Origin of the sequence: Micromonospora sp. CMU55-4 (assembly GCF_011602315.1) — a bacterium.
Classification (GTDB): Bacteria; Actinomycetota; Actinomycetes; order Mycobacteriales; family Micromonosporaceae; genus Micromonospora; species Micromonospora chalcea.
In genome coordinates, this window is the sequence record NZ_JAAOLH010000014.1 from 87,554 (window position 1) to 110,690 (window position 23,137).

A 23,137-nucleotide genomic window follows, 5' to 3' on the forward strand; every position below is an offset into this window, starting at 1 on the left:
CGCCGTGCCCGGCGCGGACAATGGCGGCACGAGGTAGGGCAAGATGGCGCCACGGCCCCGGCACACCGTCGTGGCAGGGCCTCAGGGAGGGTGGATCAGTGGCTGACGTGCTGTGGACGCCGCCGGCGGACGTGCGGGAGCGGTCCCGGATCGGTGACTACCTGCGCTGGCTGGCCGAGCACCGCGGGCTGGAGTTCGCCGACTACGACGCGCTGTGGCAGTGGTCGGTGACCGACCTGGAGGCGTTCTGGCGCTCGATCTGGGACTGGTTCGACGTGGTCGCGCACACCCCGCCGACGGCGACGCTGACCGACCGGGCCATGCCCGGCGCCCGCTGGTTCCCCGGCGCGACGCTCAACTACGCCGAGAACGTGCTGCGCATGCCGGGGCTGGGCGACGACGACCCGGCGGTGATCGCGCACGGGCAGACCCGCGCCCCGGAGACGCTCACCGCCGCCGAGCTGCGCGAGCGGGTCCGCCGGGTGGCGGCCGGGCTGCGCCGCCTCGGCGTGGGTGCGGGCGACCGGGTGGCCGCGTACGCGCCGAACATCCCGGAGACGTACGTCCTGCTGCTCGCCACCGCCAGCCTCGGCGCGATCTTCTCCTCCTGCGCGCCCGAGTTCGGCACCCGCAGCGTCACCGACCGCTGGCAGCAGATCGAACCGACGGTGCTGGTGGCAGTGGACGGCTACCGGTACGGCGACAAGCCTGTGGACAGGCGCGCCGAGGTGGCCGCGATCCGGGCCGCGCTGCCGTCGCTGCGGCACACGGTCGCCATCGCGTACCTCGATCCGGACGGCCCGGCCCCCGACGGCGCGCTGCCGTGGGCGGAGCTGGCGGCGCCGACCGACGAGCCGTTGACGTTCACGCCGGTGGCGTTCGACCACCCGCTCTACGTGCTCTACTCCTCCGGCACCACCGGCCTGCCCAAGCCGATCGTGCACGGCCACGGCGGCATCCTGCTGGAACACCTCAAGATGCTGGCGCTGCACCACGACCTGGGTCCGTCCGACCGGTTCCTGTGGTTCACCACGACCGGCTGGATGATGTGGAACTTCCTGGTCTCCGGCCCGGCGGTGGGCGCGGCGATCGTGCTGTTCGACGGCAACCCGGGCCACCCCGACCTGGGTGCGCTGTGGCGGCTGGCCGCCGACACCCGCACCACGTACTTCGGCACGTCCGCGCCGTTCCTGCTGGCCTGCCGCAAGGCCGGCCTGGTGCCGCGTGAGATCGCCGACCTGTCCGCGGTGCGAGGCCTCGGCTCGACCGGCGCGCCGCTGCCGGCCGAGGGCTTCACCTGGGTGTACGAGAACGTCAGCGACCGCCTCCAGCTCCAGTCGCTGTCCGGCGGCACTGACGTGTGCACCGGGTTCGTCGGCGGCGTGCCGCTGCTGCCGGTGTACGCGGGGGAGATCGCCTGCCGGGCGCTGGGCGCGAAGGTGGAGGCCCGCTCGGCCGACGGCAGCGCGGTGATCGGGCAGCTCGGCGAGCTGGTAATCACCGAGCCGATGCCGAGCATGCCGGTCGGGTTCTGGAACGACAGGGACGGCGCGCGCTACCGGGAGGCGTACTTCGAGGTCTATCCCGGGGTGTGGCGGCACGGCGACTGGATCACCGTGAACGAGCGCGGCGGGTGCGTGATCACCGGCCGGTCCGACGCCACGCTCAACCGGGGCGGGGTGCGGCTCGGCACCGCCGAGTTCTACTCCGTGGTCGAGGGCCTGGACGAGGTGGTCGACTCGGTGGTCGTGCACCTGGAGGACGACGAGGGCGGCGCGGGTGAGCTGCTGCTGTTCGTGGTGCTCGCCGAGGGCCTGGAGCTGGACGACGACATGCGTAAGAAGATCTGCCGGGAGCTGCGTACCGCGCTGTCGCCGCGGCACGTGCCGGACGAGATCCACCAGGTCCGGGCCGTGCCGAGAACGTTGAGCGCCAAGAAGCTGGAGGTCCCGGTCAAGAAGATCCTCACGGGTACCCCGGTGGACAGCGCGGCGGCCAAGGGCGCCCTGGCCAACCCCGAGTCCCTGACGGCGTTCGCCGCCCTGGCCCAGCGCCGGTCCACCACCGACAGCCCCGTCTCGCCTCGCTGATCCCGCCGTCCCCGCCGACCCGCCCGTTGATCTTGCACTTTCTGCCCCGGCGAACGGGGCGAATCACCCGCCCCGAGGGCCGAAACTGCAAGATCAACGGGGAGAGGGCGGGCGAGGGTCAGGGCAGGGTGTGGGTGGTCTTCTCGGTTTCGGCGCGGGAAGCCAGGCGGGCCGGGTCGGGGTGGGCGCACGCCACCACGCTGGCTCCTGCCGTGAGCGGGGTGAGCAGCCAGTCGACCGGGTCGGGGTGGGTGGTCACGTCTACCAGGAGGCGGTCGCCCTGGGTCAGGCCCAGCTCGGTGGCGCGGGCCTGCGCGCGGGCCAGCAGCGCCGCGTCCCCCTCGCCACCCTCGGGGTACGGCGTGAAGTGGTCGCCGTGTCCGCGTACCGCCGTCACGAAGTCGGCGTAGCCGGCGGGCACCTGCCGCATCGGCAGCGCGAACGGGTCGAGCGCCAGCGCGTACCGCTCGCCGGCCGGCCACCCGGCCGCCTCGTCGACCCGGTCGGCGGCCACGAACAGCACCTCCACCGGCCCCGGCGCGTCGGTCACCGTCAGTTTCGCCGACCAGCAGCCGAGCAGCACGGCGGCGGTCTGCCAGTGCGGCGGCAGCAACACGCCGGCCGGGTCGCCGGGCGCGGCGCCGATCTCGTCGGTGAGCAGGTTCGCGGTCTTCGCCACCCAGTTCGCAAGCGTCGCGCCGGACAGTTCGGTGCGCTCGCCGGTGGCGTCGTCGTACCAGGTCAGCAGCGGTCGGGTGGGATCCGGCGCGATCGCGTCGGCGAACACCCGGGCAATGTTGTCGGCCATCGGCGCGAACGATACGCGCCCCGCGTGCGTACTCGATGACAACGTCAAGTCGGCGTACCGTCGGGTCGCGGTCAGCGTTGTGCGCCCGGCGCGGCGTACGCTTGCCGACAGTGTTCTTCCCCACAACTGCGCCATCTGAGGAGCCGCCCCGTGACCGCCGGTCGCCCGCCCCGCGTTCTCATCGACGCCACGAGTGTCCCCGCCGACCGTGGCGGCGTCGGTAGATACGTCGACGGACTGCTCGGCGCGCTGGGCCGGGTCTGCGGCACCGGCGTCGACCTGGCGGTGGTGAGCCTCCGCACCGACCTGGAGCGCTACACCCGGATGCTGCCCGGCGCCGAGGTGATCCCCGCCCCGGCGGCGGTGGCGCACCGGCCGGCGCGGCTGGCCTGGGAGCAGACCGGCCTGCCGCTGCTGGCCCAGCAGGTGGGCGCGGAGGTGCTGCACTCGCCCTTCTACACCTGTCCGCTGCGGGCCGGATGCCCGGTGACGGTCACCGTGCACGACGCGACGTTCTTCACCGAGCCGGAGCACTACGACAAGTCGCGCCGGACGTTCTTCCGCAGCGCCATCAAGACCTCGCTGCGGCGGGCCGGCCGGGTGATCGTGCCGAGCAAGGCCACCCGGGACGAGCTGATCCGGCTGCTGGACGCCGACCCGACCCGGATCGACGTCGCCTATCACGGCGTCGAGCAGGACGCCTTCCACGCGCCCGGCGACGAGGAGAAGGCGCGCGTGCGGGCCCGCCTGGGGCTGGGCGACAGCAGCTACGTCGCGTTCCTCGGGGCCAAGGAGCCGCGCAAGAACGTACCCAACCTGATCCGCGGCTGGGCGCGGGCGGTGGCCGACCGGCCGAACCCGCCGGCGCTCGTGGTCGCGGGCGGTCAGGGGCACGACGACGACATCGACCGCGCGGTGGCCGAGGTGCCGTCGCACCTGCGGCTGCTGCGCCCGGGCTACCTGCGTTACGCAGACCTGCCCGGCTTCCTCGGTGGCGCGCTCGTGGCCGCCTACCCCTCCTACGGCGAGGGCTTCGGCCTGCCGATCCTGGAGGCGATGGCGTGCGCGGCCCCGGTGCTCACCACGCCGCGTCTGTCCCTGCCCGAGGTGGGCGGCGACGCGGTGGCGTACACCAGCGAGGACCCGGACCAGATCGCCGCCGACCTGGCCGCCCTGCTGGACGACGAGCCGCGGCGGCTGTCGCTGGCCAAGGCCGGGTTCGACAGGGCCAAGGAGTTCACCTGGGAGTCCAGCGCGGACGTGCACATCGCGGCCTGGCGACGGGCCCGGTCCTGAGGGCCGGCGGGCCGGCCCCGGCCGACCGACCGTGACGACTCGCCCGCTTCGGGCATGATGTGCTGATGTTCTACGCCGTCATCCCGGCGGGTGGCAGTGGCACACGGTTGTGGCCGCTGTCCCGTGCCGGCCATCCCAAATTCCTCCACCCGCTGACCGGTACCCCCGCCTCGCTTCTGCAGGCCACTGTCGACCGGTTGTCGCCGTTGACCACACCGGAGCGCACGCTCGTGGTCACCGGGGCCGCGCACGCCGCGGCGGTGGCCCGGCAGCTGGCCGGCGTGCCGGAGGAGAACATCCTGGTCGAGCCGTCGCCCCGGGACTCCTGCGCGGCGATCGCGCTGGCCGCCGCGGTGATCGCCGCGCGTACGCCGGACGCGGTGATGGGCTCGTTCGCCGCCGATCACCTGATCGGCGACCCGGCCCGGCTGGCCGAGGTGGTACGGCAGGCCATCCGCGGCGCGGAGCAGGGGCTGCTGATGACGGTGGGCATCACCCCGACCCGCCCGGAGACCGGCTACGGCTACCTGGAGACCGGCGACCCGGTGGGGGACGGCACGCTGCGCCCGGTACGCGAGTTCAAGGAGAAGCCGGCCGCCGAGGTGGCCGAGGTCTACGTCAACTCCGGCCGGCACCTCTGGAACGCCAGCATGTTCGTCTGGCGGGTGGACGTCTTCCTCGCCGAGCTGGCCCGCCAGGAGCCCGAGCTGCACGCCGGGATCACCGCCATCGCGGCGGCGTGGGGCACCCCGGAGCAGGACGACGTGCTGGGCCGGGTCTGGCCGACGCTGCCCCGGATCTCGGTCGACTACGCGGTGATGGAGGGCGCGGCGACGGCGGGCCGGGTGGGCACCGTGCCGGGTGACTTCGGCTGGAACGACGTCGGTGACTTCCACACGCTCGGCGAGGTGCTGCCGGCCGACGGCGCCGGCAACGTGGTGCTGGGCGGCGACGCCAAGCCGGGCGTGCTGCTGCACGACACCACCGGCACGGTCGTGGTGTCGCACTCCGGCCGGCTCGTCGCCACCGTGGGGGTGCACGACCTGATCGTGGTGGACACCCCGGACGCGCTGCTGGTCTGCCCGCGTGACCGCGCGCAGGACGTGAAGAAGGTCGTGGACGAGCTGAAGGAACGCGGCGAGGAGGGCCTGGTCTGATCCGGCCGGTGCGGCCGCCCGCTTCCGGTCAGCGGGCGGCGCGACGGGCCAGCACGGCGAGCGCCGGTGGCACCAGCTGGGCCGTCGCGTGGGCGAGCGGCTCGGGCAGCCGGTCCGGCGGGAACCAGCCGAGCGCCTCGGACTCCGCGCTCACCTGCTCGACCGCCCCGGCCGGGGCCAGCACCGCGTACCGGACGTCGTAGTGGAACGACCCGCCCTGGCAGGCGACCTGGTGGATGTCCACGTCGATCGGTTCCGGCTCGATCGTCAGACCGGCGATGCCGGACTCCTCGGTGGCCTCGCGCAGCGCGGCCGCCACCAGCGTCCGGTCGCCCGGCTCGCAGTGCCCGCCGAGCTGCACCCACCTGCGGATCTTGCCGTGCAGGCAGAGCAGCACCCGGCCGTCCGGGTCGAGCACGAGCGCGCTGGCGGTGACGTGCCCCGCCCGGTGTGTCCGGCTCATCGCCGCCGGCCCGTCGGCCAGCAGCGCCAGCGTCCGGTCCCGGGCGGCGCCGGCGGCGGGGCTGGTCGCCGTCCAGCGGCTCAGCGCCGCGACGGCGTCGGCGTGCAGGTCGGCATACGTGGTGAGATCGGTGTCGGGCACCCGGACACTCTACGAGCGCCACCACGGTACGCCGGCGCGGCGACCCACCGGCGGACGAGCGAAAGCCGGGCGGCACCCCTGCGACGATGTCGCAGACCCTCGTGGTGCCGCCCGGCCACGCCCGTCAGCCGGCGACCGGGTCGAGACTGCGCCCCGGCGTCGGCGGGCAAGGAAGAGTTTGCCGAACCGGTCACCTCACCGTCGAGGTCTTTCACCTCAGGCTTAAAGATGGAGATTACTGCCGACGGGTAAAGTCGAGCCGTGGCGGGCACCCCCGCCGTCCGCACGGGAGCACTCCATGTTGAAGATCGTTTTCTCGGGCGAAGACGTCCTGCGGACCCGGGTCGCCCCGCGCGCGGACCCGCTCTGGGAGCTGGTTCTCAGCCTGCACCTGCTCCAGGGGCGCAGCCGCGACCCGATGATGACCACATGGCGGCGGACCGTGGCGCACGGGCTGCGCACCGACAGCGACGCCGAGCAGTACCGCCTGCTCCTCGCGCTCAACCCGCCGCGCGGCTACTTCCCCGACTTCCTCACCCCGTTCGCCAGCCGGGAGGGCTTCGAGGTGGGGCTGGACGCGGTCCGCGGCACCCCTACGGACATGCTGCGCCGCGACCTGACCCGGCTCGCCGAGGAGACCACGTTGCCGCCCTCGGCGACGGCGCTCGCCCGGGGTGAGCCGGAGACACTGCACCACCTCACCGACTCCATGGCGCGATACCAGTCGCTGGCCGTCACGCCGTACTGGGCCCGGGTGCAGGCAGCGGTCGAGGCGGACCGGGCCCGGCGTGCCCGCGCCATGCTCGACGGCGGCGCCGAAGGGCTGCTGGCCAGCCTGCGTCCGAACATGCGGTGGAACTCCGGCGTGCTGGAGGTGCTCGACTATCCGGACACCCGGGAACTGCACCTGGACGGGCGCGGGCTGCTGCTCGTCCCGTCGTTCTTCTGCTCGCGTACCCCGGTGGCGCTCGTCGACCCGACCCTGCCGCCGGTGCTCGTCTACCCGGTGGACCGGCTGGCCGGCCTGACCCCGGCGTCCGGCGCCGCCGGGTCACCGCAGGGCGAGGCGCTCGCGGCCCTGATCGGCCGCACCCGGTCGCGGGTGCTGCATGCCGCCGACGAGGGCTGCACGACCGGCGAGATGGCCCGCCGGCTGCACATCTCCGCCGCCGCGGCCAGCCAGCACACCACAGTGCTGCGCAACGCCGGGCTGCTGGTCAGCCAGCGCGAGCGCAACACCGTCCTGCACACGCTGACGCCGCTGGGCCGAGCCGTCCTCGACGCCTGACCTCCGCCGGGCCGTCTCAGAGCGCCAGCGTGGCGCTGGCGGCGCTGCCGGCCGGGGGCGGGAGCAGGACGGAACCGATTCCCTCGGCGGCCAGCGCGGCGCGCAGGCGTTGCACGTCCGCGCCGAACCGGACCAGGTCCGCCGGGTCGAGCGGGGTCGGCGCCGCGCCGAGCAGCAGGCCGGTGGCCGAGGCGGGCCAGCCGGGCACGGTGGCGGCGAGCCCGGCGCGTACCTCGTCGTCGGTGACGTGCGTGAAGGTCGTGCCCGGCGCTACCACGTCGGCCACCGAGCCGATCGCCCGCCGCACCGCGTCCGCGTCGGCGGGCTCCGGCCCGGGCCGGTCCGGCAGCGTCGCCGCCGCCCGCAGGCCGGCGGCGCGCGCCTCGGCGGTACCGAGCGAGAACAGGTCCATCGAGGCGTCGCGGACGAGCGCCCGGGCGCCCTCGTCGTCGTCCCGGGGGGTGCCGAGATAACCCCGGACCACCGCGACCGGCACCTGGTCGCACTTGCCCTTGATCAGCTCGCCGGCGCCGGCCAGTTCGTCGACCACCGCCATCTGGGTGACGAACAGTTCGTTGCCGTACGGGTCGACCTCGCCCCGGTGGTCGCGGATCGCCGGCATGCCCGCCACCCCGAGCGCCACGTCGGTGAGCCCGTTGCGCCACGGGCGGCCCATGGTGTCGCTGACGATCACGGCGACGTCGAGGCCGTACCGGTCGCGCAGCGCGGCACGCAACGCCCGCGCGGAGGCGTCCGGGTCGGCCGGCAACAGCACCAGGCGGGTCTTGTCCACGTTCGACGCGTCGATGCCGGCGGAGGCCATCACGAACCCGTGGTGGGTCTGCACGATCCGGGTGGCGCCCCGCGTCGCCACCACCCGGGCGGTCTCGCCGTCCAGGATCCGGTCCCGCGCCTCGAGCCGTTCCGGGCCGTCGGCGGGCACGTCGACCAGCCGGCCCTCCGCCTTCGACACGATCTTGCTGGTGACCACCAGCACGTCGCCGTCACGCAGCCACGGCGCCGCGCCGGCGATCAGCGCCGCCAGGTCGTCGCCCTCGGTCACGTCGCCGATGCCCTGCACCGGCAGAATCTCCAGCCTCACATCAGCTCCAGCGCGGCGCGCACCATCGCGGCGGTCGCCGCCTCGTCGGTCATCCGCAGCGGCGCCGCGCGGACCACCACGTCCGGCACCGCCGTGCCCTCGTCCTCCGGCGCCACCAGCCAGCCGTCGAGCAGCCCGCCGGTGGACCGGGCGCCGTAGAGCCCGGCCACCCCGGCCGCGCTGCACTCCACGCCGAGCACGGCGAGGCAGCGGTCGGCCATGCCGCGTACCGGCGCGCCGCCGATGATCGGTGACACCCCGATCACCGGGGCCGGCCCGCCGGTCACCGCGTCGCGCAGGCCGGGCACGGCCAGCACCGGGGCGATGCTGACGACCGGGTTGCTGGGCGCGATCAGCACCACGTCCGCGGCGGCGATCGCCTCCACCACGCCGGGCGCGGGCTTCGCCGCTTCGGCGCCCACGAAGACGAACCGGTCGGTGGGTACGTCGGCGCGGTACCGCACCCACCACTCCTGGAAGTGGATCGCGCGCCGCCCCTGCTCGTCGGTGACGACGGCATGGGTCTCCAGGCGCTCGTCGGTGGCCGGCAGCAGCCGTACGCCCGGTTGCCAGCGCGCCGCCAGCGCCTCGGTGACCTGGGACAGCGGATAGCCGGCGTTGAGCATCGTGGTGCGGACCAGGTGGGTGGCGATGTCCTTGTCGCCCAGACCGAACCAGCTCGGCTCCGCGCCGTACGCGGCCAGCTCGTTCTTCACCGTCCAGGTCTCGCCGACCCGGCCCCAGCCGCGTTCCGGGTCGGCGCCGCCGCCGAGCGTGTAGAGCACGCTGTCCAGGTCGGGGCAGACCTTCAGCCCGTGCAGCAGCAGATCGTCGCCGACGTTCACCACGGCGGTCACCTCGGCGCCCACCTCGCGGGCGTACGCCCGTACGCCGAGCAGGAAACGGGCGCCCCCGATGCCGCCGGTCAGAACCACGATGCGCATGCGTCCATCCTTCCGCACGTGCCGCCGTCGATCGCTCGGTGGCCGGAGAGACTACGCTCACTTCGGCAACTGTCCGCTTTCGTCCCCTGGGGGAGTCCGTGACCAGCCCCGCCGAGCCCGCGTCCGGCGACGCCGCGCAGGCCAGCCAGTTGATCAAGCCGTTGCGCGAACTGGCCGCGCTCGTCCTTCTCGGCGCCAACGCCGTGCTGCTCTTCGTCGGCCTGCTGCGCCTGCTGGTGCCGGTCGACGACTACAGCACGTTCAGCGGCCGGGCGGGAAGCACGTACTTCAGCTTCGTCGGCCTGGAGGCGACGGTCCTGCCGTTGCTCGCCGTCCTGATCGCCACCGTGATCCGCCCGGTCGTGCCGAAGGCCAAGCTGATCACGCAGGTGGCGCTGGTCGAGTACGCCGTGTCCGCCGTGTTCGGCGCGCTGACGTTCCTGATCTGGCTGGTCGGCCGGCTCGCCGACGGTGAGGTGCTCGATGCGTTCCTCGGTCTGCTGACCCGCGCTGCCTGGCTGGCGCTCTTCGCGGTCGCCGCGTTCGTGGTGTTCAAGATCTGGCGCACCCTCTACTACGTGCCGAAGCCCAAGGCGCAGCCGGGCGTGTACGGCCAGGCCCAGCCCGGCTGGCCGCAGCAGCCGGGTCAGCCCGGCGGCTACCCCGGTCCGGGCGGCTACCCGCAGCAGCCCGGCCCGGGCTACCCGCAGGCCGGCTCGCCGCCGCCCGGCTGGCCGCAGCAGCCCGGCCAGTACGGCCAGCCGCAGTCGGCGCCGCCGTTCAACACCGCGCCGCCGCACGCCCCGCAGTCCGGCCCGCCGTTCGCCGACCCGCAGTCGGCCCCGCAGGCCGGCTCGCCGTTCGCCGGTCCGCAGCAGGCGCCGCAGTACGGCTCGCCGCAGTCCGCGCCGCCGTTCGGCCAGCCGCCGTCGGCCGATCCGACGCAGGCGATCCCGCGCCAGTCCGCCGAACCGGGCGCGTCGACGCCCGCCGCCGACGACGAGCGCACCCAGCGGTTCGACCGCGAGGACCCGAACCAGCCCCGCTGAGCCGCGCGGCGGGCGACGGAGCGCCGTCGCCCGCCCGACGGCAGGCTCCCGACGGCCCGCGCCGGCCCGCTGTGAGGCGGGCCACGCGGGCCGTCCCGTTGCCCGGACCGCGAGCGGGCGCGGGCGGCCTGTCGCCCGGCAGCGCATAGGCTGGGCGGATGGTTGATCGCAGCGACCCCGAACCGACCGAGGCGAGCGTCCGGCGGGCGCTGGGACGGGCCGCCACCGGCCGGGCGCTCGACGCCGACGAGGCCGGCGCGCTGCTCGCCGCGCGCGGGCAGATGCTCGACGAACTGCTCCGGATCGCCGGTGAGGTCCGCGACGCCGGGCTGCGCGACGCCGGGCGGCCGGGCGTGGTCACGTACTCGAAGAAGGTCTTCATCCCGCTGACCCGGCTCTGCCGGGACCGCTGCCACTACTGCACGTTCGCGACCGTGCCGCACCGGCTGCCCGCCGCCTACCTGGAGCGCGACGAGGTGCTGGCGATCGCCCGCGAGGGCGCCGCGCAGGGCTGCAAGGAGGCGCTGTTCACGCTCGGCGACCGGCCGGAGGAGCGGTGGCCGGCGGCCCGCCGGTGGCTGGACGAGCGGGGGTACGACTCGACGCTGGACTACCTGCGCGCCTGCGCGGTGGCGGTGCTGGAGGAGACCGGCCTGCTGCCCCACCTCAACCCGGGCGTGCTCTCCTGGTCGGAGCTGCAGCGGCTCAAGCCGGTCGCGCCGAGCATGGGCATGATGCTGGAGACCACCGCCACCCGGCTCTGGTCCGAGCCGGGCGGCCCGCACTACGGCTCACCGGACAAGGAGCCGGCGGTCCGCCTGCGGGTGCTCGACGACGCCGGCCGGGTCGGGGTGCCGTTCACCACCGGCATCCTGATCGGCATCGGCGAGAACCGGGCCGAGCGGGCCGACGCGATCTTCGCGATCCGCCGCGCGATGCGGGAGTACGGCCACCTCCAGGAGGTGATCGTGCAGAACTTCCGCGCCAAGCCGGACACGGCGATGCGCGGCATGCCGGACGCGGAGCTGCACGACCTGGCCGCCACCGTGGCGGTGGCCAGGGTGCTGCTCGGCCCGAAGGCCCGCATCCAGGCTCCGCCGAACCTGATCGCGGGCGAGTACGACCTGCTGCTGCGCGCCGGCATCGACGACTGGGGCGGCGTCTCCCCGGTCACGCCCGACCACGTCAACCCGGAGCGCCCCTGGCCGCACCTGGAGGAGCTGGCGGCGCGTACCGCGAGTGCCGGGTTCACGCTGCGCGAGCGGCTGACCGTCTACCCGGAGTACGTCCGCGCGGGCGGCCCGTGGCTGGACCCGCGCCTGCTGCCGCACGTCACGGCGCTCGCCGACCCGGCCACCGGGCTCGCCGTCGAGGAGGCCCGCCCGGTGGGGCAGCCCTGGCAGGAGCCGGAGGAGACCTACGGCGGCCGGACCGACCTGCACGCCACCATCGACGTCACCGGCCGCACCGAGGACCGGCGGGGCGACTTCGACAGCGTGTACGGCGACTGGGCCGAGGTAGCCGGCAAGGTGGCGCCGCAGGCGCGCGCGGGCGTACCCCTTGCCGGTGGCGCGGACGCCGACCTGCGCGCGGGCCTGCGGCTGGCCGCGGACGACCCGGCCGCGCTGCTGACGCCGGCGCACGAGGCGAAGGCGCTGGCGCTGTTCGGCGCGGACGGCCCGGCGCTGGACGAGTTGTGCCGGCTCGCCGACGACGCGCGCCGGGACGCGGTGGGTGACGACGTGACGTACGTGGTGAACCGGAACATCAACTTCACGAACGTCTGCTACGTGGGGTGCCGGTTCTGCGCGTTCGCCCAGCGGGAGAGCGACGCCGACGCGTTCCGGCTGTCCCTGGAACAGGTCGCCGACCGGGCCGAGGAGGCGTGGACGGCCGGCGCGACCGAGGTCTGCCTTCAGGGCGGCATCGACCCGAAGATGCCGGTCACCGGCTACGCCGACATCGTCCGGGCGATCAAGGAGCGGGTGCCGGGCATGCACGTGCACGCGTTCTCCCCGATGGAGATCGTCACCGCCGCCGCGAAGGCCGGCGTGCCGGTGCGGGAGTGGCTGCTCCAGCTCCGCGAGGCCGGGCTGGACACCATCCCGGGCACCGCCGCGGAGATCCTCGACGACGACGTGCGCTGGGTGCTCACCAAGGGCAAGCTGCCGGCCGCCGCCTGGGTCGAGGTGGTGAGCACGGCGCACGAGCTGGGCATCCGGTCCAGCTCCACGATGATGTACGGCCACGTCGACCACCCGGGCCAGTGGCTGGCCCACTTCCGGGTGCTGGCCGGGGTGCAGGACCGTACCGGCGGCTTCACCGAGTTCGTGGCGCTGCCGTTCGTGCACACGAACGCGCCGATCTACCTGGCCGGCATCGCCCGCCCGGGTCCGACGTGGCGGGAGAACCGGGCGGTGCACGCGATGGCCCGGTTGCTGCTGCACGGGCGGATCGGCAACATCCAGTGCTCCTGGGTGAAGCTCGGCGACGAGGGCACGGTGGCGATGCTGCGTGGCGGCTGCAACGACCTCGGCGGCACGCTGATGGAGGAGACCATCTCCCGGATGGCCGGCTCGGGCAACGGCTCGGCCCGTACCGAGGAGCAGTTGCGGGCCATCGCCACCGCCGCGGGCCGCCCGTTCCGCAAGCGGACGACCGCGTACGGTCACGCCGGCGCCTGAGGTCGAACCTTTCCCCGTCGCCTGCCGTACCTGTGGATGCCGGCGGCGGTTTCGGCGAGGACCGCCGCCGGTGACCCCAGAACCGGGGCCCGGCGGTGTCCGGGCGTCCCGGGCCCGTTGCGGCGCTGCGGCGCCGGTCCGGAAAGGTTGCCGATGAGCACTGACGAGACCACCGACGCGCCGAAGAAACGGCGGACCTGGCCGCGGTTGACCCGCAGGCAGACGCTCACCGCCGCGGCGAGCGCGACGCTGGGCGCCGCCGCCCTCACCGTGCCGGGCCTGTCCGCCGCGCAGAACTCCCCCACGGCGAGCCGGCGCGACGAGCCGATCGTGGCTCACCTCCGCGACGCCGCCACCGGCGCGATCGACGTCTTCGTCGGTACGACAAGGGTCGAGATCCGCGACCGCGGTCTGGCCGACCGCCTGGTGCGCGCCGCCGGCCGGCGCTGATCCCACCCCTCCACCGGCGTGGGCTCCCGGCGCCGGTTCCGTCTTCCGTTCTCCCGACGAAGGTGCGTCCGCCATGTCCTCTCACCGCGAGGCCCCGGAGATCGCCAAGGATCCGGTCGCCGACAGTTCCGACCTGTACGCGTTCGTCACGCCGAGCCAGCCGGACACGGTCACGTTGATCGCCAACTACGTGCCGCTGCAACTTCCCTCCGGCGGCCCGAACTTCTTCGAGTTCGGCGACGACGTCCGGTACGAGATTCACATCGACAACGACGGCGACGGTAATCCGGACGTCACCTATCGTTTCGAATTCACCACGGAGATCACGAACCAGAACAGCTTTCTCTACAACACCGGGCCGATCGAGTCGCTGGAGAGCAAGAACTGGAACCGGCGGCAGTTCTACCGGCTGACCCGGATCGCCGACGGCCGCGCGCGGGTGCTGGCGCACAAGCTGCCCTGCCCGCCCTGCAACGTCGGGCCGCTGTCCACCCCGAAGTACCAGAACCTGGTACGCCAGGCGACGTTCAAGCTGTCCACCGGCGAGAAGGTGTTCGCCGGCCAGCGTGCCGACGGCTTCTTCGTCGACCTGGGCGCGGTGTTCGACCTGGGCACGCTGCGGCCGTTCCAGCAGCTGCACGTGGCCGGCAAGAAGCTGTTCCAGGCCGAGGGTGAGCCGGTTAACGCGCTGGACCGGCTGAACGTGCACAGCCTCGCCGTGCAGGTGCCGCTGAACCAGGTGCGCCGTAAGGCCGCCCGCTACGGCGTGGCCGACCGCGCCTCGACCATCGGGGTGTGGACCAGCGCGTCCCGCCAGCAGGTCCGGGTGCTCGGCGACCGGGTCTCCGCGGACACCGCCGCCGGCCCGTTCACCCAGGTGTCGCGGCTCGGTAACCCGTTGTTCAACGAGGTCATCGTGCCGATGTCCAGGAAGGACGTCTGGAACACGCTGCCGCCGTCGGAGGACAAGCGCTTCGCCGGGTTCGTCGAGCGGCCCGAGCTGGCCGCGCTGCTGCCGGCGCTGTACCCGGGCGTGTTCGGAAATCTGGACGCGCTGAACAAGTCCAAGAAGCCGCGCGCCGACCTGGTGGCGATCCTGCTCACCGGAATCCCGGCCGGACTGATCGACGGCTTCGCCAACACCACCGGCGACGTCCAGGCGGACATGCTGCGGCTGAACACGGCGATCCGGCCCAGCCGCACACCGGACCGGTTCGGCGTGCTCGGCGGCGACCTGGCCGGTTACCCGAACGGCCGTCGCGTCGCCGACGACGTGGTGACGATCGCGCTGCGTGCCATCGCGGGACTGACCGTGCCACTTGTCGACAAGACGTTCCGCCCGGACGCCGCCGCCGCGGCGGTCACGCCGGGTCTGAGCGCGGCCGACGTCACCGCGCCGTTCCTGGCCGACTTCCCGTTCCTCGGCACACCGTACGACGGGTTCGGCAACCCGCAGGCGAAGAAGTCCTGACGGGAGACGCGGATGTCACACCATCACGATCTCGGCCCGTCGGAGGTCGGCAGCGTCGTGCTCGACCTCGGCGGCGACCGCGGCGCGCTGATCATCCACACCGGCCGGGACCTGCACGGCCGGGAAATCGAGATCAGCCGGGCGGACCTCGACAGCCCGCGGACCCACTCCGCGGTACGCGAGCGGCACGTCCTGGACGGGGTCTTCCACAGTGCCGTCTACCCGGACCTGGAGGCGGGTGTCTATACCGTCTGGTGGGACGAGAACACATCGGCCGGCGCGATCTCTGTTACCGGTGGGTGTATCGCCGAATTCGTCTGGCCGACCAGCTCACCCGCCCGGGTGGACTGAACCGGCGACCGCGCCGACGCCTGCGCCCTGTCCACATGGTGGACGGGGCGCAGTCGGCGTTGGACGGCTCGGCGGGCGGTACCGCAACGAGCGCGTTACCCTTTGGCCCACCAATTCTGATCTTGGTACGAGCGGCCGGCGGGGGCGTCCGGCCGGCCCGCCGGCGGTGCGCCACGGCAGAAAACTTCCGGCAACTCGCCGGGGAGGGCGTTACTCGTCCGGGGTCTGAATCGATAGGGCAGGTTGCGAGGCTACGGGCGGCCGCGGCGGTCGTCCCGGACGTGTCGGGAGGGCGACTCCATTATCAAGTTTGGCTTGACGGCGCACGCATTACACGCGTGTAATTTGAATGGGGTTGTTCGCACGGAACGCAACAAATGGTGACCGTACGGACAGGCACGCCTTTCGCGTGGGGGGTTGCAGCGGCGAATGACGCCGGTGCGCGACAAGGAGGCAATCGATGGACGGCCAGCTCGAGGTGGCCGACCTGCTCGGGAACGCGCCGGAGTGGCAGGAGCGGGCGCTCTGCTCGCAGACCGACCCGGAGGCGTTCTTTCCCGAGAAGGGCGGCTCGACCCGCGAGGCGAAGCGCATCTGCTCGCGGTGCGAAGTGAAGACGGAATGCCTGGAGTACGCGCTCGGCCACGACGAGCGGTTCGGAATCTGGGGTGGCCTCTCCGAGCGGGAGCGGCGCAAGCTCAAGCGGCGGGTCGCCGCCTGATCCACGTACGGGCCGACGGGCGGTGGGGGCCGCCCGGGCCCGGGTCGCTGTCCGGCCGGCGGGGGCCGGCCGGGTGGCGGCGTCAGGCCAGCTCGTCCGGGTCCACCCCGAGCAGATTCGCCACCTGCTCGATGATCACGTCGTGCACCAGGTCGGCGAGGTCCTCGCGGTCCATCGCGCGGAACTCCAGCGGCCGCCGGTAGAGCACGATCCGGGGCGGCACCTCCTGGCGGCCGGGCCGCCCGGGCAGCAGCCGGGCGAGCGGCACCTCGCCGTCCTCCAGCACGTCCGAGTCGTAGACGTTCAGATCCGGCGGGACGTCCTCGACCGCGAACTCCACCCCGGCCAGCTCCTTGGCGAACCGGCGTTCGAGCGTCTCCACCGTGTCGAGCACCAGGTCGTCGAAGACCTCGGCCTTCGTCCGGGCCAGCGGGACGGTGGCCGGCACCAGCCGCCCGCGCAGCCCGCGACCGTGCCGGTCACGGTGGGTGCGCCGGCCGGAGCCGGGGCGGCGGTTCTGCGGGCTCGTCATGACGGACAGGGTAGCCCGGGGTGGCGGTCCACCCGTCGCCGCGCGGCTGTCCGGCGCGCCGGGGAGCCGATCGGAGGAATTGTGATCACCATGACGGGCGTGTCGTAACGCGAAGCGGTGCGCCGGACCCGGTAATGGGGATACCCTGCCGCCGTGAGGTCACCACGGCGCTGCTCCCGTAACGGCTGCCCCCGGCAAGCGGTCGCCACATTGACCTATGTCTACAACGAGTCGACGGCGGTGGTGGGCCCGCTCGCCGCGTTCGCCGAACCGCACACGTACGACCTGTGTGAGCCGCACGCCCGCAGCCTGACCGCCCCGCGCGGCTGGGACGTGGTGCGGCACGAGGGTGAGTTCGAGCCGCCGCCGCCCACCACCGACGACCTGGTGGCGCTGGCCGAGGCGGTCCGTGAGGCCGCCCGCCCCGCCCCGCCCCGTCCCCCCGAGGACGAACCCACCACCAAGCCCCAGGCCCCCCACCAGCAGGGCCGCCGGGGCCACCTCCGGGTCATCCCACCCCACCACTGACCCCCTCCGCCGGCCTCCGCGCGTTGATCAAGGAGTTTGTGTCAAGGAAACCGTGTCCGGAAGACACAAACTCCTTGATCAACGGATTGGGAACCCGGGGTCAGTGGCCCAGGAAGCGGTTGAAGAGATCGGCTCGGCGGGACGTGCGGGACGTACGGTGCTCGGTGTGGTCGGCTGAGGACATGATCCTCAGGCCGGCGTTCATCGCCAGCCAGCGCAGCGGCTCCGGTTCCCAGCGCGGGGAGCGGTGGCCCACCCAGGGAAGTGCCGTGAGGTCGGTCTCCACGCCGCGGATCAGGTCGGCCAGCGTACGACCGGCGAGGTTGCTGGTGCCCACTCCGTCACCGACGTACCCGCCGGCCCAGGCGAGCCCGGTGCGGCGGTCCAGCCCCACCGACGCGGCCCAGTCCCGGGCCACGCCGAGCGGCCCGCCCCAGGCGTGCGTCACCGGCACGTCCGGCCCGAGCACCGGGAACAGTTCCCCGAGCGTCCGGCGCAGCGCCGCGAACACCCGCGGCTCCCGGTCGAAGCCCGGCCGCACCCGGGAGGCGTAGTGGTAGGGCGCGCCCCGCCCGCCGAACGCGAGCCGGCCGTCGGCGGTGCGCTGGCCGTACACGATGACGTGCCGGTAGTCGGAGAACGTCTCCCGCTCCGCCAGCCCGATCCGCGCCCACGTCTCCTCGGGCAGCGGCGGGGTGGCCACCATCAGCGAGTAGACGGGCGCCACCGTGCGCCGCTGGCCGGGTAGCCCGGGCGTGTAGCCCTCGGTCGCGCGGACCACCACCGGCACCCGGACCACGCCCGCCGGTGTCACCGCCGCGCCCGGCCGCAGCGCGGTCACCGGGGTGCGCTCGTGGATGCGTACGCCCCGGCGCTCCACCGCCCGCGCCAGGCCCCGGACCAGCTTCGCCGGGTGCACGGCGGCGCAGTGCGGGGTGTACGTGCCGCCGCGTACCCCCTCGGCGTCGCACCGCGCGGCGGCCTCGGCGGCGTCCAGCAGCGTCAGGTCGTCGTCGGTGAGCCCGTGCGCGTGGGCCTGGTCGACCTCGGCGCGGGCCCGGGCGAGCTGGACCTCGCTGCGCGCCAGCGTCACCGTGCCGCCGGCCCGCCAGTCGCAGTCGATGCCCTCGGCGGCGGCAACCCGCCCCACCTCGCCGACCGTGTCGTGCATGGCCCGTTGCAGGGCGAGCGCGCGGTCCCGGCCGTGGCGTCGGGCCAGCGCCGGCAGCGAGGTGGGGAACAGCGCCGAGCACCAGCCGCCGTTGCGCCCGGATGCGCCGTACCCGGCGATCTCCCGCTCCAGCACGACGACGCGCAACGTGGGGTCGGCCTCGGCCAGGTAGTACGCCGTCCACAGCCCGGTGTACCCGGCGCCCACGATCGCCACGTCGGCGTCCGTGTCGCCGGGCAACCCGGGTCGCGGTGTCAGCGGCTCGTCCAGGCTGGACAGCCAGTACGAGAGGTGCCGGTAACCGGTCATCGGCGTCAGAGCCGGGACCACGCCTCGGTCAGCACCGCGCGCAGGATCTGCTCGATCTCGTCGAAGTGCTGCTGGTCGGCGATCAGCGGCGGGGCGAGCTGCACCACCGGGTCGCCACGGTCGTCGGCCCGGCAGTAGAGCCCGGCGTCGAACAGCGCGGTGGACAGGAAGCCGCGCAGCAGCCGCTCCGACTCGGCCTCGTCGAACGTCTCCCGCGTGGCCTTGTCCTTGACCAGCTCGATGCCGTAGAAGTAGCCGTCACCGCGGACGTCGCCGACGATCGGCAGGTCGTGCAGCTTCTCCAGGGTGGACCGGAACGCGCCCTCGTTGGCCCGGACGTGCCCGATCAGGTCCTCCCGGGCGAACACCTCCAGGTTGGCCAGCGCGACCGCGCAGGAGACCGGGTGGCCGCCGAACGTCACGCCGTGCGCGAACATGCCGGTCTCGGTGAGGAACGGCTCCATCAGTCGCTCGCTGGCGATCATCGCGCCGAGCGGGGCGTAGCCGGAGGTGATGCCCTTGGCGGTGGTGATGATGTCCGGCTGGTAGCCGTACCGCACCGCGCCGAAGTACTCGCCGAGCCGGCCCCAGGAGCAGATCACCTCGTCGCTGACCAGCAGCACGTCGTACGCGTCGCAGATCTCGCGTACCCGCTCGAAGTAGCCGGGCGGCGGCGGGAAGCAGCCGCCGGAGTTCTGCACCGGCTCCAGGAAGACGGCGGCGACCGTCTCCGGCCCCTCCCGCTCGATCGCGCGGCCGATCTCCTCGGCGGCCCAGCGGCCGAACGCCTCGGGGTCGTCGCCGTGTTCGGGGGCGCGGTAGAAGTTGGTGTTCGGCACCTTGATGCCCCCGGGCACCAGCGGCTCGAAGTCGGTCTTGATGCCGGGCAGGCCGGTGATCGACAGCGCGCCCATCGAGGTGCCGTGGTAGGCGATGTAGCGGCTGACCACCTTGTGCTTGGTGGGCTTGCCGGTGCGCTTGAAGTAGGCCCGGGCCAGCTTCCACGCCGCCTCGACGGCCTCGGAGCCGCCGGTGGTGAAGAAGACCCGGTTCAGGTCGCCGGGCGTGAGCGTGGCGATCTTCTCGGCCAGCTCGACGGCCTTCGGGTGGGCGTACGACCAGAGTGGGAAGTAGGCCAGCTCGCCGGCCTGCTTGGCGGCGGCCTCGGCCAGCTCGGCGCGGCCGTGGCCGGCGTTGACGACGAACAGCCCGGCCAGCCCGTCCAGGTAGCGGCGGCCCTGCGCGTCCCAGACGTACGCGCCCTCGCCCCGGACGATTGTCGGAACCTCGCCGGCGGGGTAGCTCGCCATGCGGGTGAAGTGCATCCACAGGTGGTCGGTGGCGTTGGCCATGTCAGCCCCATCGGGTCTCGGGCCGGTCAGGGGTGACACCGGCCGCTCTGCCCACGGTTATCCCACAGGCGGTGCCGATAAGGCAAGCGAAGAAGCTTCACCGCGACGGATTCAGCGCCATATCACTGCGCTGTCAACGGAATCCGCATCAGGCGGTGCCCCAGCTGTAGGTCTGCTTGCGGAGCTTCAGGTAGACGAATGCCTCGGTGGAGAGCACTCCGGGCACGCCGCGCAGCTTCTGCAGGATCTCCAGCAGGTGCGCGTCGTTGCGGCAGACCACCTCGGCCAGCAGGTCGAACGAGCCGGCGGTGATCACCACGTAGTCGATCTCCTCGAACTCGGCCAGCCGGTCGGCCACCGACTCCAGGTCACCGTCGGTGCGCAGCCCGATCATGGCCTGGCGGGGGAAGCCGAGCTGGAGCGGATCGGTGACCGCGACGATCTGCATGACGCCCGCGTCGAGCAGCCGCTGCACCCGCTGGCGTACCGCTGCCTCGGAGAGGCCCACCGCCTTGCCGATGCTCGCGTACGGGCGGCGCCCGTCCTCCTGGAGCTGCTCGATGATCTGCTTCGCCACGTCGTCGAGCAGAACGTGATTGGCGCCTTCACGCACGGTGACCCGACGGCCGCCGTTGGCGTTCTCCTGGTGCCGGTTGACCATCGACGCTCCTTGTGTCCGATTCTTCGTATCGAGCGTAGTGCCCCGCGCAGTCTGGCGTATTTCGTGGCGACTGGCTATTCCAGCAACGGAATCCCTTGTGAGAGAGGTTTTCTCATGTCAGGATCAGTCGTCCATCGCCACTGACCCTCCCGCCGGCGTGCCGCCCCCCGTCCCGCCGCCGACGATGCCCCCCAAGGAGTCGTCACATGCGTAGTCCCCTTCGGACCCTCACCCGGCGTGGTCTGCTCACCGGGACCGTCGGCTCGGCCGCACTGCTCGCCACCGCGGGCGCCCTGGCCGGCTGCGGGACCAAGGGCGCCCAGCAGACCGAAGCCGGTTGCAAGAGCGAGGATCTGTCCGCCACCGAGAAGAAGGTCGCCTTCTCGAACTGGCCGCAGTACATGGACACCGACGAGAAGGACGAGTCCAAGCGCCCCACGCTCGACGCGTTCGTCGCCGCCACCGGCATCCAGGTGACGTACACCGAGGACGTCAACGACAACAACGAGTTCTTCGGCAAGGTGCGCAACCAGCTCGCCGGGTGTCAGAGCACCGGCCGGGACATCATGGTGCTCACCGACTGGATGGCCGCCCGGGTGATCCGCCTCGGCTGGGTCCAGAAGCTGGACAAGTCGAAGATGCCGAACGTCGAGGCGAACCTGCTGCAGTCGCTGCGCGGTCGCTCCTTCGACGCCGAGACCCAGCTCGCCGTCCCGTGGCAGTCCGGTCTCGCCGGGCTCGCGTACAACGCGAACGTCACCAAGGAGATCCGCACCGTCGACGAGCTGCTCACCCGCCCCGATCTCAAGGGCAAGGTGACTGTGCTGTCGGAGATGCGCGACACCATCGGCCTGCTACTCCAGTCGCTCGGCCACGACCCGGCCAAGTTCACCTCGGCCCAGTTCGACGACGCGCTGAACAAGCTGAAGAAGGCCGTGGACAGCAAGCAGATCCGGCGGTTCACCGGCAACGACTACGCGCCCGATCTGGCCAAGGGCGACATCGCCGCGTGCATCGGCTGGTCCGGCGACGTGGTCCAGCTCGGCTTCGACGACGAGAAGATCAAGTTCGTGGTGCCCGAGTCCGGCGTGATGCTCTGGTCGGACAACATGCTGGTGCCGAACAAGGCCACCCACAAGGCCAACGCCGAGGCGTTGATGAACCACTACTACGACCCGGCGGTGGCGGCGAAGCTGGCCGCGTACGTCAACTACATCTGCCCGGTGCAGGGCGCGCAGGCCGAGATGGAGAAGATCGACCCGGACCTGGCGAGCAACCCGCTGATCTTCCCGGACGACACGATGCTGTCCAAAGCCAAGGTCTTCATGGCGCTCGACGAGGCGCAGGAGAAGGAGTACGAGACCAAGTTCCAGCAGGTGATCGGCGCGTGAAGGGGCAGCAGACCCCGGCCGGCGACCTGCGCCTGGTCGACCTGACCAAGCGGTTCGGCGTCTTCACCGCCGTCGACGACCTCACCCTCACCATCCCGCAGGGCTCGTTCTTCGCCCTGCTCGGCGCGTCCGGCTGCGGCAAGACCACCACACTGCGGATGATCGCCGGGCTGGAGCAGCCGACCAGCGGGCAGGTGCTGCTCGGCGAGCAGGACATCGCCGGGCTGCGGCCGTACAAGCGGCCGGTGAACACCGTCTTCCAGAGCTACGCGCTCTTCCCGCACCTGGACATCCACGAGAACGTGGCGTTCGGGCTGCGCCGCCGCGGCATCCGCAAGGTGAGCGACCAGGTGGAGCAGATGCTCGCGCTGGTGCAGCTCGAAGGGTACGGCCGACGCCGCCCGGCCCAGCTCTCCGGCGGCCAGCAGCAGCGCGTCGCGCTGGCCCGGGCGCTCATCAACCACCCGCAGGTGCTGCTGCTCGACGAGCCGCTCGGCGCGCTCGACCTGAAGCTGCGCCGGCAGATGCAGATCGAGCTGAAGCGGATCCAGACCGAGGTCGGCATCACGTTCGTGCACGTCACCCACGACCAGGAGGAGGCCATGACGATGGCCGACACGGTCGCGGTGATGAACGCCGGCCGGATCGAGCAGCTCGGCGCGCCCGCCGAGATCTACGAGTACCCGGCCACCGCGTTCGTGGCGAACTTCCTCGGCCAGTCCAACCTGCTCGCCGCCGAAGCCGGCGGGCGCGCCGCCGACGACGTGCTGGTCACGGCGCACGGCTCGCGCTTCTCGGTGCCCGCCGGCCGGGCCCGGCTCACCGACGGGCCGGCCTTCCTCGGCGTACGTCCGGAGAAGCTGCACCTGGTCGACGACCCGGACCGGGTGCCGGCCGGACACCAGCACGTCGGTGGCGTGGTCAGCGACGCCTCCTACGTCGGGGTGAGCACCCAGTACCTGGTGCGCACCGCGTGGGGCAGCGAGCTGACCGCGTTCGCCGCGAACAGCGGGCTGGGCGGTCAGTTGGCGGTCGGCACGGCGGTGACCGCGCACTGGGATCCGCGGCACGCGTTCCTGCTGCCCCGGGCCGCCGGTGAGGACGACCAGACCGCGCCGCTGCTCGACGAGCCGCCGGTGGGTGCGTCGGCATGAGCGAGCGCAGCGAGCGAATCGGCT

21 protein-coding genes are annotated in these 23,137 nt (G+C 72.8%); 13 read left to right on the forward strand and 8 right to left on the reverse strand.

The features are described from left to right. Nucleotides 1-98: 98 nt before the first annotated feature. Nucleotides 99-2,090, forward strand: coding sequence for an acetoacetate--CoA ligase (locus HA073_RS22925; RefSeq protein ID WP_166457246.1), 1,992 nt, complete (start codon nucleotides 99-101; stop codon nucleotides 2,088-2,090). Nucleotides 2,091-2,208: 118 nt separating this feature from the next. Here the strand turns inward: HA073_RS22925 and HA073_RS22930 are convergent, their stop codons facing one another. Then, entirely contained in the window at nucleotides 2,209-2,898 is a 690-nt protein-coding gene (locus HA073_RS22930) for a TIGR03089 family protein (RefSeq protein WP_166457247.1), read from the reverse strand. Nucleotides 2,899-3,048: 150 nt separating this feature from the next. On the opposite strand from HA073_RS22930, the gene HA073_RS22935 reads away from it, so the two are divergent. Together HA073_RS22935 and HA073_RS22940 are read left to right on the forward strand one after the other, a co-directional pair. Then, complete coding sequence (locus HA073_RS22935; protein WP_166457248.1) at nucleotides 3,049-4,194, forward strand: glycosyltransferase family 1 protein; 1,146 nt, start codon at nucleotides 3,049-3,051, stop codon at nucleotides 4,192-4,194. 65 nt (nucleotides 4,195-4,259) lie between these two features. After that, on the forward strand, nucleotides 4,260-5,351 hold the full coding sequence (locus HA073_RS22940) for a mannose-1-phosphate guanylyltransferase (RefSeq protein ID WP_043330633.1): 1,092 nt from the start codon (nucleotides 4,260-4,262) through the stop codon (nucleotides 5,349-5,351). Between the two features lie 28 nt (nucleotides 5,352-5,379). Here the strand turns inward: HA073_RS22940 and HA073_RS22945 are convergent, their stop codons facing one another. After that, complete coding sequence (locus HA073_RS22945) at nucleotides 5,380-5,955, reverse strand: NUDIX hydrolase (protein ID WP_064447703.1); 576 nt, start codon at nucleotides 5,953-5,955, stop codon at nucleotides 5,380-5,382. A gap of 298 nt (nucleotides 5,956-6,253) precedes the next feature. Between HA073_RS22945 and HA073_RS22950 the strand changes: the two genes are divergently transcribed. Further along, nucleotides 6,254-7,243: a helix-turn-helix transcriptional regulator gene (locus tag HA073_RS22950; RefSeq protein WP_043326482.1), complete on the forward strand. Its 990-nt coding sequence runs from the start codon at nucleotides 6,254-6,256 to the stop codon at nucleotides 7,241-7,243. A 16-nt stretch (nucleotides 7,244-7,259) separates the two neighbouring features. Here HA073_RS22950 and HA073_RS22955 read toward each other — a convergent pair whose 3' ends face one another. Both HA073_RS22955 and cofD read right to left on the reverse strand, forming a co-directional pair. After that, complete coding sequence (locus HA073_RS22955) at nucleotides 7,260-8,345, reverse strand: coenzyme F420-0:L-glutamate ligase (RefSeq protein WP_069087434.1); 1,086 nt, start codon at nucleotides 8,343-8,345, stop codon at nucleotides 7,260-7,262. Further along, nucleotides 8,342-9,289, reverse strand: coding sequence for a 2-phospho-L-lactate transferase (gene cofD, locus HA073_RS30745; protein WP_069087435.1), 948 nt, complete (start codon nucleotides 9,287-9,289; stop codon nucleotides 8,342-8,344). Before cofD ends, HA073_RS22955 begins: the two co-directional genes overlap by 4 nt. Nucleotides 9,290-9,387: 98 nt before the next feature. Between cofD and HA073_RS22965 the strand changes: the two genes are divergently transcribed. The 6 genes from HA073_RS22965 (at nucleotide 9,388) to HA073_RS22990 (ending at nucleotide 16,015) form a co-directional block, all read left to right on the forward strand. Further along, nucleotides 9,388-10,338: a hypothetical protein gene (locus tag HA073_RS22965; RefSeq protein WP_043326476.1), complete on the forward strand. Its 951-nt coding sequence runs from the start codon at nucleotides 9,388-9,390 to the stop codon at nucleotides 10,336-10,338. 158 nt (nucleotides 10,339-10,496) lie between these two features. Beyond that, nucleotides 10,497-13,022: a bifunctional FO biosynthesis protein CofGH gene (locus HA073_RS22970; RefSeq protein WP_166457249.1), complete on the forward strand. Its 2,526-nt coding sequence runs from the start codon at nucleotides 10,497-10,499 to the stop codon at nucleotides 13,020-13,022. Nucleotides 13,023-13,175: 153 nt separating this feature from the next. After that, nucleotides 13,176-13,472 carry a hypothetical protein gene (locus HA073_RS22975; protein WP_030501355.1) on the forward strand — a complete coding sequence of 99 codons (297 nt, stop codon included), beginning with the start codon at nucleotides 13,176-13,178 and terminating at the stop codon, nucleotides 13,470-13,472. Between the two features lie 73 nt (nucleotides 13,473-13,545). Beyond that, on the forward strand, nucleotides 13,546-14,943 hold the full coding sequence (locus tag HA073_RS22980; protein ID WP_166457250.1) for a DUF4331 domain-containing protein: 1,398 nt from the start codon (nucleotides 13,546-13,548) through the stop codon (nucleotides 14,941-14,943). Between the two features lie 12 nt (nucleotides 14,944-14,955). Next, nucleotides 14,956-15,294, forward strand: coding sequence for a hypothetical protein (locus HA073_RS22985; protein ID WP_043326469.1), 339 nt, complete (start codon nucleotides 14,956-14,958; stop codon nucleotides 15,292-15,294). 460 nt (nucleotides 15,295-15,754) lie between these two features. Continuing rightward, nucleotides 15,755-16,015: a WhiB family transcriptional regulator gene (locus HA073_RS22990; protein WP_013284161.1), complete on the forward strand. Its 261-nt coding sequence runs from the start codon at nucleotides 15,755-15,757 to the stop codon at nucleotides 16,013-16,015. An 82-nt stretch (nucleotides 16,016-16,097) separates the two neighbouring features. Here the strand turns inward: HA073_RS22990 and HA073_RS22995 are convergent, their stop codons facing one another. Beyond that, complete coding sequence (locus HA073_RS22995; RefSeq protein ID WP_018787548.1) at nucleotides 16,098-16,547, reverse strand: metallopeptidase family protein; 450 nt, start codon at nucleotides 16,545-16,547, stop codon at nucleotides 16,098-16,100. Nucleotides 16,548-16,700: 153 nt separating this feature from the next. Here HA073_RS22995 and HA073_RS23000 point away from each other — a divergent pair, with 153 nt between their 5' ends. Next, nucleotides 16,701-17,075 (forward strand): DUF3499 domain-containing protein, encoded by a 375-nt coding sequence (locus tag HA073_RS23000; protein ID WP_043326466.1) that lies wholly within the window; start codon nucleotides 16,701-16,703, stop codon nucleotides 17,073-17,075. Between the two features lie 100 nt (nucleotides 17,076-17,175). Here HA073_RS23000 and HA073_RS23005 read toward each other — a convergent pair whose 3' ends face one another. From HA073_RS23005 to HA073_RS23015, 3 genes are all read right to left on the reverse strand, one after another. Further along, nucleotides 17,176-18,555 (reverse strand): FAD-binding oxidoreductase, encoded by a 1,380-nt coding sequence (locus tag HA073_RS23005; protein WP_166457290.1) that lies wholly within the window; start codon nucleotides 18,553-18,555, stop codon nucleotides 17,176-17,178. Nucleotides 18,556-18,560: 5 nt separating this feature from the next. After that, the gene (locus tag HA073_RS23010) at nucleotides 18,561-19,907 is read right to left on the reverse strand and encodes an aspartate aminotransferase family protein (protein ID WP_064447710.1); all 1,347 of its coding nucleotides are present in this window, start codon (nucleotides 19,905-19,907) and stop codon (nucleotides 18,561-18,563) included. 148 nt (nucleotides 19,908-20,055) lie between these two features. Then, nucleotides 20,056-20,568, reverse strand: coding sequence for an Lrp/AsnC family transcriptional regulator (locus tag HA073_RS23015; protein WP_030501361.1), 513 nt, complete (start codon nucleotides 20,566-20,568; stop codon nucleotides 20,056-20,058). Between the two features lie 206 nt (nucleotides 20,569-20,774). Here HA073_RS23015 and HA073_RS23020 point away from each other — a divergent pair, with 206 nt between their 5' ends. Further along, on the forward strand, nucleotides 20,775-21,959 hold the full coding sequence (locus tag HA073_RS23020) for a spermidine/putrescine ABC transporter substrate-binding protein (RefSeq protein ID WP_064447711.1): 1,185 nt from the start codon (nucleotides 20,775-20,777) through the stop codon (nucleotides 21,957-21,959). Next, on the forward strand, nucleotides 21,956-23,113 hold the full coding sequence (locus HA073_RS23025; protein ID WP_166457251.1) for an ABC transporter ATP-binding protein: 1,158 nt from the start codon (nucleotides 21,956-21,958) through the stop codon (nucleotides 23,111-23,113). Before HA073_RS23020 ends, HA073_RS23025 begins: the two co-directional genes overlap by 4 nt. Nucleotides 23,114-23,137: the final 24 nt, after the last annotated feature.

Coding starts and splice junctions, on each gene's coding strand:
- HA073_RS22990 (WP_013284161.1), top strand. CDS start 15,755: ATGGACGGCCAGCTCGAGGTGGCCGACCTGCTCGGGAACGCGCCGGAG.
- HA073_RS23005 (WP_166457290.1), bottom strand. CDS start 18,555: ATGACCGGTTACCGGCACCTCTCGTACTGGCTGTCCAGCCTGGACGAG.
- HA073_RS23015 (WP_030501361.1), bottom strand. CDS start 20,568: ATGGTCAACCGGCACCAGGAGAACGCCAACGGCGGCCGTCGGGTCACC.
- HA073_RS22985 (WP_043326469.1), top strand. CDS start 14,956: ATGTCACACCATCACGATCTCGGCCCGTCGGAGGTCGGCAGCGTCGTG.
- HA073_RS22940 (WP_043330633.1), top strand. CDS start 4,260: ATGTTCTACGCCGTCATCCCGGCGGGTGGCAGTGGCACACGGTTGTGG.
- HA073_RS22930 (WP_166457247.1), bottom strand. CDS start 2,898: ATGGCCGACAACATTGCCCGGGTGTTCGCCGACGCGATCGCGCCGGAT.
- HA073_RS22950 (WP_043326482.1), top strand. CDS start 6,254: ATGTTGAAGATCGTTTTCTCGGGCGAAGACGTCCTGCGGACCCGGGTC.
- HA073_RS23010 (WP_064447710.1), bottom strand. CDS start 19,907: ATGGCCAACGCCACCGACCACCTGTGGATGCACTTCACCCGCATGGCG.
- HA073_RS22980 (WP_166457250.1), top strand. CDS start 13,546: ATGTCCTCTCACCGCGAGGCCCCGGAGATCGCCAAGGATCCGGTCGCC.
- HA073_RS22970 (WP_166457249.1), top strand. CDS start 10,497: ATGGTTGATCGCAGCGACCCCGAACCGACCGAGGCGAGCGTCCGGCGG.
- HA073_RS23020 (WP_064447711.1), top strand. CDS start 20,775: ATGCGTAGTCCCCTTCGGACCCTCACCCGGCGTGGTCTGCTCACCGGG.
- HA073_RS22975 (WP_030501355.1), top strand. CDS start 13,176: ATGAGCACTGACGAGACCACCGACGCGCCGAAGAAACGGCGGACCTGG.
- HA073_RS22995 (WP_018787548.1), bottom strand. CDS start 16,547: ATGACGAGCCCGCAGAACCGCCGCCCCGGCTCCGGCCGGCGCACCCAC.
- cofD (WP_069087435.1), bottom strand. CDS start 9,289: ATGCGCATCGTGGTTCTGACCGGCGGCATCGGGGGCGCCCGTTTCCTG.